This window comes from Novosphingobium sp. 9, assembly GCF_025340265.1.
GTDB lineage: Bacteria > Pseudomonadota > Alphaproteobacteria > Sphingomonadales > Sphingomonadaceae > Novosphingobium.
On record NZ_CP022707.1, the window covers coordinates 260183 to 274124 of the forward strand.

At 65.1% G+C, this 13942-nt stretch carries 10 protein-coding genes, 1 tRNA gene, 1 pseudogene and 1 riboswitch; of the genes and pseudogenes, 3 read left to right on the forward strand and 9 right to left on the reverse strand.

Annotation, left to right across the window (positions count from 1 at the left end; genetic code table 11):
- Nucleotides 1-88 precede the first annotated feature (88 nt).
- A riboswitch (cobalamin riboswitch) is annotated at nucleotides 89-322 on the reverse strand.
- Between the two features lie 254 nt (nucleotides 323-576).
- The 9 genes and pseudogenes from CI805_RS01270 to CI805_RS01310 form a co-directional block, all read right to left on the reverse strand.
- Nucleotides 577-1335 carry an SDR family oxidoreductase gene (locus CI805_RS01270; RefSeq protein WP_260925306.1) on the reverse strand — a complete coding sequence of 253 codons (759 nt, stop codon included), beginning with the start codon at nucleotides 1333-1335 and terminating at the stop codon, nucleotides 577-579.
- A gap of 207 nt (nucleotides 1336-1542) precedes the next feature.
- Nucleotides 1543-1616: transfer RNA gene (locus tag CI805_RS01275), tRNA-Gly, on the reverse strand.
- Nucleotides 1617-1753: 137 nt separating this feature from the next.
- A complete protein-coding gene (locus CI805_RS01280; RefSeq protein WP_260925307.1) occupies nucleotides 1754-2431 on the reverse strand; it encodes a Fe2+-dependent dioxygenase in 678 nt (225 codons plus the stop codon).
- 91 nt (nucleotides 2432-2522) lie between these two features.
- Entirely contained in the window at nucleotides 2523-4832 is a 2310-nt protein-coding gene (locus tag CI805_RS01285) for a catecholate siderophore receptor Fiu (RefSeq protein WP_260925314.1), read from the reverse strand.
- A gap of 371 nt (nucleotides 4833-5203) precedes the next feature.
- The gene (locus CI805_RS01290) at nucleotides 5204-6643 is read right to left on the reverse strand and encodes a SulP family inorganic anion transporter (protein ID WP_260927695.1); all 1440 of its coding nucleotides are present in this window, start codon (nucleotides 6641-6643) and stop codon (nucleotides 5204-5206) included.
- A 127-nt stretch (nucleotides 6644-6770) separates the two neighbouring features.
- On the reverse strand, nucleotides 6771-7466 hold the full coding sequence (locus CI805_RS01295; protein WP_260925316.1) for a carbonic anhydrase: 696 nt from the start codon (nucleotides 7464-7466) through the stop codon (nucleotides 6771-6773).
- Nucleotides 7467-7574: 108 nt separating this feature from the next.
- Nucleotides 7575-8941, reverse strand: a pseudogene (locus CI805_RS01300) (ATP-binding protein).
- Between the two features lie 11 nt (nucleotides 8942-8952).
- The gene (locus tag CI805_RS01305) at nucleotides 8953-9669 is read right to left on the reverse strand and encodes a response regulator transcription factor (RefSeq protein WP_260925320.1); all 717 of its coding nucleotides are present in this window, start codon (nucleotides 9667-9669) and stop codon (nucleotides 8953-8955) included.
- 87 nt (nucleotides 9670-9756) lie between these two features.
- Nucleotides 9757-11529 carry a sensor domain-containing diguanylate cyclase gene (locus CI805_RS01310; RefSeq protein WP_260925322.1) on the reverse strand — a complete coding sequence of 591 codons (1773 nt, stop codon included), beginning with the start codon at nucleotides 11527-11529 and terminating at the stop codon, nucleotides 9757-9759.
- A 159-nt stretch (nucleotides 11530-11688) separates the two neighbouring features.
- On the opposite strand from CI805_RS01310, the gene CI805_RS01315 reads away from it, so the two are divergent.
- Genes CI805_RS01315 through CI805_RS01325 form a run of 3 tightly spaced genes read left to right on the forward strand, consistent with a single transcriptional unit; the run spans nucleotide 11689 to nucleotide 13796 of the window.
- Nucleotides 11689-12105: a secondary thiamine-phosphate synthase enzyme YjbQ gene (locus CI805_RS01315; protein WP_260925324.1), complete on the forward strand. Its 417-nt coding sequence runs from the start codon at nucleotides 11689-11691 to the stop codon at nucleotides 12103-12105.
- A gap of 45 nt (nucleotides 12106-12150) precedes the next feature.
- The gene (locus tag CI805_RS01320; RefSeq protein ID WP_260927698.1) at nucleotides 12151-13023 is read left to right on the forward strand and encodes a cytochrome b/b6 domain-containing protein; all 873 of its coding nucleotides are present in this window, start codon (nucleotides 12151-12153) and stop codon (nucleotides 13021-13023) included.
- Nucleotides 13020-13796: a molybdopterin-dependent oxidoreductase gene (locus tag CI805_RS01325; protein WP_260925326.1), complete on the forward strand. Its 777-nt coding sequence runs from the start codon at nucleotides 13020-13022 to the stop codon at nucleotides 13794-13796. The genes CI805_RS01320 and CI805_RS01325 overlap by 4 nt, the downstream gene beginning before the upstream one ends.
- The last annotated feature ends 146 nt before the right edge of the window (nucleotides 13797-13942 follow it).

Sequence of the window (13942 nt, forward strand, 5' to 3'; positions counted from 1 at the left end):
GACCACGCAACCGTGCAGCCCCAGCCGCACCGTTTCGTCGCTCAGACGGAAAACTTCACCGTGCCAAGGCCATCCCCTGGACCTGGGCAAGAGCGACCGGGGCGCCGGCAGGTCTCCTGGCTCGCGGGTCACAGCTTGATGCACGCCTTCCCGGATGCGCGGAGATGTTCCGCGCGGGTCCAGTGGCCGCCCCCTCAAGGAGAGCCTGTGCATCGCGCTATCCGCTTACAGTTGCAGGGACAGCCGCGGATTTGGAAGCGAACTTCCGCACCGCATTCCCGATTAAGCCCCTTGTCGGGGCACCGGCGCGATCTGTTCGGAGCGCGGGCGAGCCCGCTCTCCGAACGCCCGGATAGACGAGGCCGACGCGAATGCCAATCCGCTTCGGCCCGCCCGATGCGCAATCTCTTGAAACGATCTCTCAGAGTTCGCTTGAAAATTCGCAGAACGCGAATTTTGCGGCACCGGCCCACGCCCCCACCCTACCACCCAACGGTAGTATCCTGCGGGTGGTAGGGTGGGGGCGCGGGCCGGTGCCGCCTAAAAATGCCCCGCAGGCATTTTTCAAACGATCTCTTACCCCTTCATGCCGCCCGCCACTTCGATCCGCTCGGCATTGATCCAGCCCAGCGGATCGCAGAGCAGCGCGGCGATCACCGGCCCCACGTCTTCCGGCGTCCCGGCGCGGCCCAGCATGGTGTGCGCGGCGACCATCTTGTTGACCTCGGGATTGTCGCGCACCACGCCGCCGCTGAAATCAGTGGCGATAGCGCCGGGCGCCACGGTGTTCACGACGATGCCGCGATCGCCCAGTTCCGCCGCCATATTGCGGGTCAGCGCCTCGACCGCCGCCTTGATTGGGCCATATCCGATACGTCCGACAAACGGCACCCGCGCCAGCCCCGAGGAAATGTTCACGATCCGCCCGCCGTCGTTCAGCAGCGGCAGCAGCGCCTGCGTCAGGAACATCGGGCCTTTCAGGTGGACCCGGTAGAGTGCGTCCATCTCGGCTTCGGTGATGCTCTCCAGCTTCGCGGCGGACGATGTGCCCGCGATATTCGCCAGATAGTCGAACCGCTCGGCGCCCCATGCGGCCAGAGCCTTACCGACCTTGCCCGCGAAGTCCGCGAACGAGGCGGCATCGCCTACATCGAGCGGCAGCGCCAGTGCGAGCGCCCCAGCCGCCTCGGCCAGCGCCACGGCCTCCTCGGCGGCTTCCCGGTTGGCATTGTAGGTCAGGATCGTCGCGACGCCGCGCGCGGCGAGGCATTGCACGGTGTTGCGGCCGATACCCCGGCTACCGCCAGTAACGATGGCGATCTTGCGTTCGGACATGGAATGAACCTCTTTCATCTTGCAGAGCAGGAAGGCCCGATCTCTCGGGAACCCTGCTATCCTTGCGCCGCAGACGCGCGAAGATGAATGTCGGAAGCAGGCGATTTCTTGCCTGTTCCTGCTCGCAAGGCGCGAACGGGCGATAGCCACGACACAAGCGACCAACAAGCGCCCAACGTCAGTCAATCTATTGAAATATCAGGAAAATGGAGCGGGTGAAGGGAATCGAACCCTCGTATTCAGCTTGGGAAGCTGCTGCTCTACCATTGAGCTACACCCGCATCCGGGCCGGTTTCGGCCGGTCCGGCTGGGCCGCTGATGCAGGCCAGCCATCGGAAGGAGACGGCGATTAGCCGATTGCCCCTGCCTCGTCGAGGCGAATTTCGTCTTGTCGAAGCGAAATTTCGAAGCGCTGACCTCAGGTATCAGACCATAGCCGTAGCAGGTTGTGGTAGACGCAGGTGAGTTGCAGGATCGCATCCGCATCGGCGCCGTCCATCGTCAGCTTCTGGATCGAAGTGTCCTGCTCGAACAGCATGCGGCGCTGGGCATCGTCGCGCACGAGGCTCTGGACCCAGAAGAACGAGGCAAGGCGCGCGCCTTTCGTCACCGGCTCCACGCGGTGCAGGCTGGACGACGGATAGATCACCGCGTCGCCTGCGCGGTGGGCCACGCGGTGTTCGCCGTAGGTATCGCTGATCACCAGACGGCCACCCTCGTATTCGTCGGGATCGTTGAGGAACACGGTGCACGACACGTCCGAGCGCAAGTGCTCGCCATCGCCCAGGTTCATGACCGCGCCGTCGATATGGAAGCCGTACTCGCCACCGCCGGTATAGCGATTGAAGCGCGGCGGCAGGATCTTGCGCGGCAGCGTGCCGGCAAAGAACAGCGGACTGCGGCGCAGTGCCGCCAGCATCGCCTTGCCCAGTTCCTCCTTGAGCGGCGAGGCATCGGGCAACTGCTGGTTGCGCTTCACCTGCGCCCCTTGCGCGCCCACCGTCTCGCGCCCGTCCGCCCAGTCAGCGGCATCGAGCCGACGCCGGAACTCGGCCACTTCGTCGGCGGTCAGTACGTTGGGAATGTGCAACAGCATGGCAGGTATGGCCTTCGATGGAAGCGCGAAAGCGGCAGGCGATCGCTCGCCTGCCGCTTTCGTATTTTGCCGATCCGATGCCGGTTGGCGATCAGAAGTTGAAGTCGGCGCTGAACAGGAACGTCTGCGGCGTCCCCGGCGTGTAGCGATAACCGCTCTTGTTGATCGCCGCGACGTAGTCCTTGTCGAACAGGTTGTAGGCGTTGACGCGCAGCTTGATGTTGTCGGTCAGCGCATAGGACACGATCGCATCAACCACGGTGTAGCCCTTGGTGTAGGCAGGCGTGCCCACCGCACCGTCGGTGCCGCGCTTCATGCCACTCATGTAGCGAACGCCGCCACCCAGTTCGAGGCCGAACGGCAGGCGATAGGTCGTCCACGAGGTGAACGAATCGTCCGGCTGATAGGCCAGGCTGCTCGACCCGTCGGCGTTGACGACCGGGCCGCTCGTCACCTTGGTCTTCTGGTGGCTGTAGCCCAGCATGATCGACCAGGCATCGGTCACGTTGCCGATGGCCGACAGTTCGAAACCACGCACGCGCTTGGAGCCGCTCTGGATATCGTCGAGGTCGGTCGAGTCGATTTCGTTATCGACCTTGGTCTGGAACACCGCCGCGTTCACGGCCAGTCGACCGTCCAGCGCGCTCCACTTCACGCCGCCCTCGATGGTCTTGGCCTTCTGCGGCTTGATCCCGTCGATTCCGTTGGCTGCGGTGCTCGACGCGCTGAGCGTGAAGGCATCGCCGCCCGGAGGCTGCTGCGAGATCGCGTAGTTCACATAGACGCTGACCGGTTCGACCGGCTTGACCACCACGCCCAGCTTCCAGTTGAACAGCGTGCCCTTCTTCGACAGGTCCGCCGTCGTCACGATGTCACCCGCGACCGAGCCGGTCGGGCAAGTCACCGCACCACGCCCGGTGCCACCGCAGGCCGCGCTGCTGAAGTAGTCGGTCTTGTAGTGATCGACACGCACGCCACCGGTGACGAGCACCATGTCATTGAGGAACTTCGCGGTATCGAACAGGTAGGCCGAATAGGTATCGGTCTGGCCGCGCGAAATACCGCCGTTGCGCGAATAGAGGTAGGTGCTGCCGGTATCGTCCCAGTCGGGATCGTAGAGGTTGGCCAGCGGCGCTGCGCCCGACGTCGAATACGCGTAGCTGAGCTGCTTCTCGCTGGTGATTTCAAGCCCTGCGCTGAGGTTGTGCTGGACCGGGCCCGTCGCGAAATCGGCGCGCAGGTTCAGCTGATCGGTCAGGATGCGGTTGCTGATGTCCTTGATCGTCGGGTTGCTGCGCGCGAGATAGTAGGTGTCGGTTGCCGCATTGTAGGTGACGTTGGCCGCCGTGCTCATGAACGAGGTCAGCAGGTAGTCCTGCGAGGTCTTGCCCCAGCGCGCGGTGTTCGTCAGCTTCACGCTGTCCGAGAAATCGTGCTCGGCGATCAGCGTGGCCATGTTGGCCTTCACGTCGTCATGATCCTGACGCGTGCCGTAGAAGTTCGAGGAATCGACAGGGCGATTGGCAATCGCGTCGATCGCGCCGCCCGGCGACGAAAAGCCCGGCAGGCCGATGGTCGGCACGAAACCGTCTGGCACGTTGTTCTGATCGACATGCAGGACGTTCAGGTACACGCGGGTCGCGGTGCCAAGCCCGGTGCCGAGCGAGGCGGCAAGGCCGGTGTGGCTGTTGTTGACGTGGTCGCGACCCGGAACGTCGCTGTCCTGCCACACCGCATTCACGCGCAGCGCCGTGTTGGGCAGCGCGGTGAGCGGCATGTTGACATCGACGTTGGCGCGCTTCTGGTTGTCGACGCCAACCGAGGCGATGCCCGAGATCGACTGGTCGAGATTGGCGCGCTTCGTCACCATGTTGATGGCGCCGGTGGGCGCGCTGCGACCGTTGTCGGTGCCTGCGGGGCCCTTGGTCACTTCGACCTGCTCGGTGTTGAAGATATCGCGCGAAACCGAACCGATATCGCGGACGCCATCGACGTAGATACTGTTCGAGGTATCGAAGCCGCGCATGCGGATGGCATCGCCGCTGGAAGTCGTGCCGTTCTCACCGGCGTAGAAGGTGCCAACGCCCGGCGTGTTGCGCAGCGCTTCGGCCAACGTGGTCGCGCCCTGCTGGTTGAACAGCGTCTTGTTGATCACCTGGATCGTCTGCGGGGTGTCCTGCAGCGGCTGGGTGAACTTGGGCGAAGCGACATGATCCACCTTGATGCTGTCATCGACGGCCGAGTCCGAGACGGTCACGCCCTGAAGGCGCGTGGCGTTGGTCTCGCTCGGTTCATCGGCCTGTTGTGCCAGCGCAGGCGTGGCGGCCATGCCGAAGCACGAGAGCGCGAGATAGGCGGGTGCACCCGAGGCCAGAGATTCACGTAGACGGGCAAGCGACATTCATTCCCCCTGTTACATTACGAAATATGTGTCGCTAATGAAACTACGTCGCAATAACTGCAAGGAAGATTTCGCATACGCGAAAGAATGTAGAAATTGACTGTAATGTTATGATTTTTATTGATATTTTTACATACCACTGAGAATTTAAAGCACCTCGAACGCCAAGAAGTGTGCTTTTTGCGTTACAGAATGCGAATCATTAGCATGATTGTCGCAAGTTCCTGCGCTCGCTCCGCGATCCTTCGGAGAGTCTGCGCAAGGCATAAAGAAAGCCGGATGAACCCGTGGGAGGTCCATCCGGCTTGAGGTAGAAGGCCCGGTGTGAGGGTCCGGGTCCTCCGGTGTTCGTTGTCAGCCTATGGCGGCGCTCAGGCCGCGTGCCCCAAAGGTCGCAATATGGTCGGCGGGCCGGAGACCACCACTTCGGCCCCGCTCTGGCGATGGCGTCCCAGCCACTCGCTGAGCGTCTCGGCGGTGGTGTGATCCATCGCCTTCACGCCGTGCAGGTCGAGATGGACGCTGCGCCCGCCGGGCACGCGCTCCAGCAGGGCATTGAGCTTGGTCAGCCCCAGGAAGGTCGCGCCTCCGCCCAGCTTCACCCGCGCCTCTTCGCCGTCGTCATGATGATCGGCATGGAGCTTCAGGTGGCGCAGGTTCGGCAGCAGTTCGAGCGCCGACAGTCCAAGACCAACGAGCACGCCCGTCAACAGGTCGGTGGTGACGACCAACACGAATGTCACCGCCCAGATCGCCGCCGGCAGCGGGCCGTGAACGCTGAACAGATGGCGCACGTGCTTCAGGCTGATAAGGCGCCAGCCGGTGACGACCAGCACACCGCCAAGCGCCGCCATCGGCACTTCGCGCAGCAGCCAAGGCAGCAGCGCCACGAAGCCGAGTATCCAGGCGCCGTGCAGGATCGTCGACAGGCGCGTCTTTGCGCCTGCCTGCACATTGGCAGAACTGCGCACGATCACGCCGGTCATCGGCAGCGCGCCGAGCAGGCCGCACAGCATGTTGCCGATACCCTGCGCGCGCAGCTCCTTGTTGTAGAGCGTGCGCACGCCATCGTGCATGCGATCGACAGCCGCCGCCGAAAGCAGCGTTTCGGCGCTGGCGATAAAGGCGATGGCAAGCGCCGAGATGACCAGTGTGGGGTTGGCAAGCGTTGCCAGGAAGCCTTCGCCGGGCAGCGAAATCGCGCTCGAAAGATTGTCCGGCACCGCGATCCGCGCAACGTCGAGGCCGCCCAACCAGGCGATCAGCGTCGCCGCCAGCACGCCCAGCAGCGCGCCGGGCACCAGCTTCATCGAGGCCGGGCGCAGCTTTTCCCAGCCCAGCATCACGCCCACGGTGACAAGGCCGATCATCAGCGCGAACTCGGCCGAGGCCCAGTTCATGGGCGAGATGCCCAGCACGCGCTCGGGCATCATCGAAAGGTTCTGCAACCCGTTCGGCATCGGCTTGGCGTCGAACAGGATATGGAACTGGCCGATCACGATCAGCGCGCCGATCCCGGCAAGCATGCCGTGGACGACGGCGGGAGAAATGGCGCGGAACACGCCGCCCATCCGCAGCGCGCCTGCGACAAGTTGAAACAGTCCTGCGAGCAGCAGCACCGGGCCAAGCGCTTCAAGGCCATGCTCACGCACGAACTCGAAGACGATCACGGCCAGCCCTGCGGCAGGGCCGCTGACCTGAAGGGGCGATCCGGCGAACAGGCCGACGACGATACCGCCGATGATCCCGGTCACCAGACCGCGCTCGGGCGGTACGCCCGAGGCGATGGCGATCCCCATGCACAGGGGCATCGCCACCAGAAACACTACGATCGAGGCGGTGAAATCACGGCCGAAGAAGCGCAGCGGGCCGCTGCCGGAAGCCGAAGCCTCCGGCGCGGTCGAGGCCGACGCGTCCGGGGGGAGGCGCCGGCGGCCATTACTCGGCGGCCTCGGCGAAGAGCGCCTCGCTCGCCGTGCGGACCATCGCCGGTACAGCGACGGGCAGCGGCTGGCCTTCGCGCAGCGGCACGAACTGGCCGGTCTCGCCATCGAGACCCAGCACCTGCCCGGCGCCGATGTCGACGAACCAACCGTGCAGCGCCATCTCGCCCTTGGCCATCGCCGCAGCGACCGAGGGATGGGTGCGAAGGTGGGCGATCTGCGCGATCACGTTCTCAAGGCTGAGGCGACGCACGCGCTCACCGCCTTCGAGATGGCCGTGGCAGCTGTCGACGATATGCTTGGCGGCCGAGCCGTGGTGCAGCCAGTTGGCGACGGCGGGCATGCCCTCAGGCAGCGCGGGCGCGGCCAGCGCCTTCATCGCGCCGCAGTCCGAGTGACCACACACGATGATGTCGCGCACGCCCAGCACCGCGACGGCATATTCGACAGTCGCCGAGACACCGCCGGTCTGCGCCGCATAGGGCGGCACGATGTTGCCCGCGTTACGGCAGACGAACAGATCGCCGGGATCGGCCTGCATGATCTGCTCGGGTACGATGCGCGAATCGGCGCACGATACGATCAGCGCCTTGGGCTCCTGACCGTGGGTCGACAGCTTGGCGAAGAGATCGCTGCTGGCGGGGTAGATGGTCTTCTCGAACTGGAAAACGCGACCAATCAGCTCGTTCACGAAGTTTCTCCTTGGCAAAACCGGCGGTGAAGCCGGTGCCCGTCCGATCACGGCGGGCTGTTGCTGAGGAGAATAGGGGGCGCGTTTTTCCCGGTTGGTGCCTTTGCGTTACGAAGTATTGCTGCGACGCGGCAATTCGCCGTCCGGCTTTCGCGGCAGCCGGATCGTCGCACGAAGGCCGCCGCCTGCGCGGTTGGCCAGCTCGAACTTGCCGTTCTCGACCCCGACCGCCCGCGCGACGATGGCAAGGCCCAGGCCCATTCCGGCAGTATCGCGCGCCCGCGCGCTGTCGAGCCGCACGAACGGCTGCAACGCATCGGCGATGCGATCCTCGGGATACCCGGCCCGTTGTCCTCGACGGCGATCACCACTTCGGCGACCGAGGCCGTGAGCACCACCTTGGCACAGCCGCCGTAATGCAGCGCGTTCTCGATGAGGTTCGACACCGCGCGGCGCAGCGAGACCGGATGCGCCATGATTTCGAGATTGTCCGGCCCGAAGTAAGTCGCATCGGCGCCGATGTCGGCAGCGCTGTCGACCAGCGTCGCCACCATCACGGCGACATCGAGGCCCTCGGGCGGCAGTTCGCGCCCGTTGCCATCGACATAGGCCTGCAACGAATCGAGCAGGTGGAGCATCTCGGTAATGTCGGTCTCGAAGCCCTGCCGACTCTCGGGATCGAGCGCCGCTTCCTCCTCGCTCGCCGCCTCTGGCGTGCCATCGAGCCGCAGGCGCAGGCGCGAGAGCGGCGTGCGCAGGTCGTGCCCGATCGCCAGCATCGTCTGCGTGCGATCGCGCAGCGACTGGTCGATGCGGTGCTGCATCTGGTTGATCGCCCCGATCAGCTGGCGCACTTCGGCAGGGCCGCGCTCGACGATCGGCGTGGGCGGCGCGGTGCCCACCTGGCGGGTCGCGGAAACGAGCGCGCGCAACGGTTCGAGGATCGCACGGGCGAGCAGCCAGACCGTCAGCACCAGCACCAGATTGGGAAAGGCAATGCCCAGCAGGCGCGCGGCATCGAGCGTCCAGGCGCTGCGCACGTCGGTCTCGAAGACCAGATAGGTGCCATCCGCCAGCTTCAGCGATCCGCCCACCTCATCGCCCAGAAGCGCATTGCCGACATGCAGTTTTAGGCTGCGCTTGGCGAGCGCAGGCGCCTGCGCGACGATCTGCTGGCGCATCGAGGTGAGCCCGACACTCGACCCCGAAGCGGGAGGCTTCGTCGCCCACTGGGTGTGGAAACGTGTGCTCGAAAGGCTCTGCGCCACCGCCGGACGCTCGCTCTGCGGCAGCAATTCCAGCAGATGCCCGGCCAGAACCGCGCTTTCCGCAATCCGCGCCGCATCGTCGCGGTGGAGTTGCACGGCATTGGCGCGATCGAGCAGCACCACGTTGGCGGCAATGTCGAGCACCGTCGCCAGTACAAGGATCGCCAGCAGGCGCTGCGACAGGGTGAGCCGGTGGAAGAAGCCCATGCGTCGGATGCTCAGAACTTCTCGATATCGGCGCGGAACATGTAGCCCACGCCACGGATCGTCGCGATCAGGCCCTGATCGTCACCATCGGCCAGCTTGCGGCGCAACCGGCTGACGAGCACGTCGATGCTGCGGTCGGAGCTGTCCCCCAGCCGGGTGCGCGACAGTTCGATCAGCCGCTCGCGCCCCAGCACCCGCTGCGGATGGGCGACGAACGTCGCGAGCAGGTCGAACTCGGCCCCGGTCAGGTCGACCATCGCGCCGCTGGGCGAATGCAGTTCGCGCCGGGCCAGCGACAGCGTCCAGCCCTCGAAACGGATCGTGCCTGCGGGCACCTGTTCGGACAGGCCATTCGCCTCGCCATTGCCCCGGCGCAGCACGGCGGCAACGCGCGCCGCGAGTTCGCGCGTGCTGAACGGCTTGGCCAGATAATCGTCGGCGCCGAGTTCGAGCCCCAGCACGCGGTCTTCCTCGCTGCCCCGCGCGCTGGCGAAGATGATCGGCACATCGCTTTCGCGGCGCAGGCGGCGGAACAGGTCGAGCCCGCTGGTGCCCGGCAACATGATGTCCAGAATGATGAGGTCCGGCGTCACCTCGCGCAGAAGCGTCGCCATTTCCGCGCCGGTCGCCGCAGGCAGCACGTTGTAACCGCTCTGGCGCAAGGCCCGCGCCGTCAGGGTACGCAGCGGGCCGTCATCTTCGACCAGTACGATAGTGGGTGTCTGCATAAGGGTGGTGTCGCTCGCCTTTGTCCTGCCGGTGTTGATAGCGCGTGCGCGGCCCAGCGCAAACGAGATGCCGCGAATGCGCGGAAATCACGCGGCCAGACACATCCGGTTTCGGCCCGCCTGCTTGGCCTCGTACAAGGCACGATCGGCTTCCTGCAGCAGTTCGTAGCAATCGCCCTGCGCATTCAGCGCAGCCAGCCCGATGCTGACCGTTACCGGCCCGACCTGCAACGGCGCCCAGTCTATCGCGGCGATGGCCAGACGCAGCCGCTCGACCGACATGGAGGCGACCGGCAGCAATGCGCCGGGCAGCACCAGCACGAATTCCTCACCACCGATGCGCCCGACCAGATCGGTTCCCCGAAGGATCTGGCGGCAGGTCTGCGCGACCGTGCGGATGACGATATCCCCCACCGCGTGCCCGAAGGTATCGTTCACCGACTTGAAGTGGTCGATATCGAGAATGCCCACAGCCAGCGGGGTGGCGCTGTCCCGCGCGCGCTCGAACTCCTCTTCGAGCACGGTGATCGAGCGACGACGATTGGCAATGCCGGTCAGCGGATCGGTCTGCGCCAGTTCGTTGGCACGCTGGGCCTCGGATTCCGCGACACGCTGTGCCTCGGCGATCTGCATCGTCGCCAGCACGCGGTCGGTCACGTCCTGGAAAATGCCGAATATCGCGATCGGACGACCGCCCTCGTCGCATTCGATCTCACCGCGCGAATGAACGTGGCGCAGGCCGCCATCCACCCGCAGGATACGCGCGTCGAACTCGAAAGGAACATGATCGGCAATCAGCGCGGTCACGAAATCCTGCACCATGGCGCGGTCATCGGGATGGTAGAAGTTGATCGCATCCTCGACCAGCGGCAGCGGCCCGTGCTCGGACAGGCCATGGATGCGGAACACCTCGTCCGACCAGTAAAGCTGGCCGCTCTGAAGCTCCAGCCGCCAGTGGCCGACCTTGGAGAACCGCTCGGAAAGCTCCAGCCAGCGCATCGTGCGGGCAATCTGCTCATAATGGCGCTGGCGGGTATTCAGCAGCGCCGCCAGCGGCATGGCCGAAAGCAGCAGCGTCAGCAGATAGAACTGGAAGAACAGGATCGCCGAAGCCTGATTGGGCGCCTTCAGCAGCGGGATCGGCCCGATGTTCAGCCATGTGGAAACCGAGCCGACTACGGCGATCAGCAGCACGCTGTAGGTCGCTCCGCGCGCACCTTGCAGGTATGTCGCGAAGATCACTGCCGCCAGCGGCAGGTACAGCACCGGATAGCTGGACTGCCCGAAGACCAGCAGCGTCACGATCAGCACCGCCAGCGCCGTCAGCACGGTCTTGCCGCGCCCCTCGCCCGAGGCCCCGTGGGCTGCTGCCGGACTGCGCACAAAGCTGAGTATCGCCGGCGTCACGATCATGATGCCAAGACTGACAGTGGATATCCACGAAAGCGCGAATTCGTCCGAATACTGTCCCGTCGCCAGACTCGACACCAGACCGCTGGCGACGCCTGCCGTGACTGCCGCAAAGCAGAAGCGCGCCACCGACGTCAGGTTATAGAGCGAGTCCTGATGGCTGCCGATCCGCCGCATCAGCAGCCAGGCGATGATCGGCTCGGTCACATTGGCGCATGTCAGCCCCAGCGACGTCAAAAGGGGCGAGCCCATTATCGTGTTGGCGGTCATGCTGGCGATGGCGACGGCCAGTGCTATCCAGCGGCGCTGCCCCTTTCGGGCAAGGATCATCCCAGCCACCGCGATCCCGCTCGACGGCCAGATCGCAGCCAATCCATCGACCCCGCGCGTCAGCGACAGCGATGCGATGGCCGCAACGCAGTACGCGGTGCTCACGATGACGGGGAGCACGATCAGATGTAGCAGGCGGGACGAAGCAGGTGCCATCTCAGGGAAGACTTTTGCGCGATCTTGGTTAAATTGTCTTGAATATTGTGCCTGTCGCCTAACGCCGGATTGCGAAAGTCCCGAGTTTGCGCAGGCCGATCAATTTTTCCGGCAGATGCGGCAATGCAACAATCGAGCGCAATCCTTCCCTTCGAAACCCGTGGGCGCGCGCTGCACGACATAACGCGCGAGATCGCAGTCTGGCAGCGGGATACGGGCATTCGCGAGGGGCTGCTGACCCTGCTGTGCCGCCACACGTCGGCCTCGCTGCTGATCCAGGAAAACGCCGCACCCGAAGTCCATCTCGACATTGCCGCATGGTTCGAGCGACTGGCCCCGGAAGGCCCCGGTTATGCCCATGACGACGAAGGGCCGGACGACATGCCCGCACACCTGCGCGCCATCCTGACCGGCGTCTCGCTGCAGATCCCGGTGATCGACGGTCGACTCGCGCTCGGTACATGGCAGGGCATCTATCTGGCCGAACATCGCCGCCGCCCGCACCGGCGCGAAATCGCCGTCCATCTGATCGGCGCATGATTGCGCGACTTGACCGGGCCCGCCCCGCTCTCCACCTTCCCCAGCATGGACGCGACCGGAGAGCCTGCCCCTGACAGCCTGCCGCAAGCGGGCTCACTGGTCCGTCGCCACCGCCTGTCGACGCGGCTGTGGCATTGGATCAATGCCGTGACGCTGCTCGTCATGCTGATGAGCGGGCTGATGATCTTCAACGCGCACCCGATGCTCTATTGGGGCCAGTATGGCGCGAACTATGACCATCCATGGCTGAAGATCAGCTCGGCGCGCACCGGAACGCACGAATTCGGCTATCTCCAGATCGGGCAAGTCCGGGTCGAAACCACCGGTACGCTCGGCCTGTGGCGCGATCCGCAGGGGCAGATCCAGCGCCATGCCTTCCCCGGATGGACGACGATCCCGAGCCGCTACAGCCTGTCAATCGCGCGGATCTGGCACCTCGCCTTTGCCTGGGTGCTGGCGGTGGGGCTGCTGCTCTATCTGCTGGTCTCGCTGGCGAACCGCCACCTACAACGCGATATCCATATCCGGCGAAGCGAATGGCATCCGCGCCACCTCGCCCGCGAGATCGCCGACCATGCCCGGCTGCGCTTTCCCCAAGGGGCTGCCGCGCTGCGCTATAATGCGCTCCAGAAGATATCCTATGCCGGAGTGCTGTTCGGCCTGCTGCCACTGATGATCCTGACCGGACTGGCGATGTCGCCGGGCACCGATGCATGGTTTCCGCTGGCGGCGGAGGTGTTCGGCGGGCGCCAGTCGGCACGCTCGGTCCATTTCCTGTGTGCCTTCGCGCTGGTCGCCTTTGTCATCGTCCATCTGGCGATGGTCCTGCTGGCAGGGCCGATCAACGAACTGCGCGGGATGGTGACGGGCTGGTATCGCCTGCCCGGCACCCCTGAAAGCAAAGGCCCCGAAGCGTGAGCCGGCTGCTGCTCACCCGTCGCGGCCTCGTCGGCAGGCTGGCGGGCGGCGCGGCGCTGGGCGGCGGATCGCTGCTGCTGTCCGGCTGCGACAAGCTGTTCGACAACCGCACCTTCCGCGCCTCGCTCGAATCCGCGCAGGACCTGCATGAGGCGACGCAGCGCCTGTTCGGGCGCGATGCGCTGGCACAAGAATTTACGGCCTCGCAGATGTCGCCCAACTTCCGCGCGAATGGCAGCCGCGAAGTTGCCGATCCGGCCTATCAGGCGCAACTGGCACGCGGCTTTGCGCAGTGGCATCTTGCAGTCGGGGGCCTCGTCGAGCAACCGCTGTCGATCTCGCTCGAAGCCCTGAAAACCCTGCCCCAACGCACCCAGATCACCCGGCATGACTGTGTCGAGGGCTGGAGCGCGATCGGCCAGTGGACCGGGCCGCAACTGGGCGCCGTGCTGACGATGGCCAAGCTGCAACCGCAGGCGCGCTACATCGTGTTCCACTGCGCCGACCTCTACCACGGGCGGCCCTATTACGAATCGATCGATCTGGCCGATGCCTTTCACCCGCAGACGATCCTCGCCTGGGCGATGAACGGGCGCCCGCTCGAACAGGCGCACGGCGCGCCCCTGCGCCTGCGGGTGGAACGGCAGCTGGGCTACAAGCACGCCAAGTTCGTCACCCGGATCGAGGCCGTCGCCTCGCTGGCCGGGATCTATGGCGGCCGGGGCGGCTACTGGGAAGATAACGGCGCCTATGCCTGGTACGCCGGGATCTAGGGCTGGTCCCCTGTGCATCGGTCAGGACTGGCCCATTGCAACTTCGCCGCCTTGCCCTAATCCCTTCCCGCCTGAAGGCACGCGAAATGGACTCGCGGCACCATGGCGAACAACAGACATGACCATCGATAGCGGGCGCGCGGCCC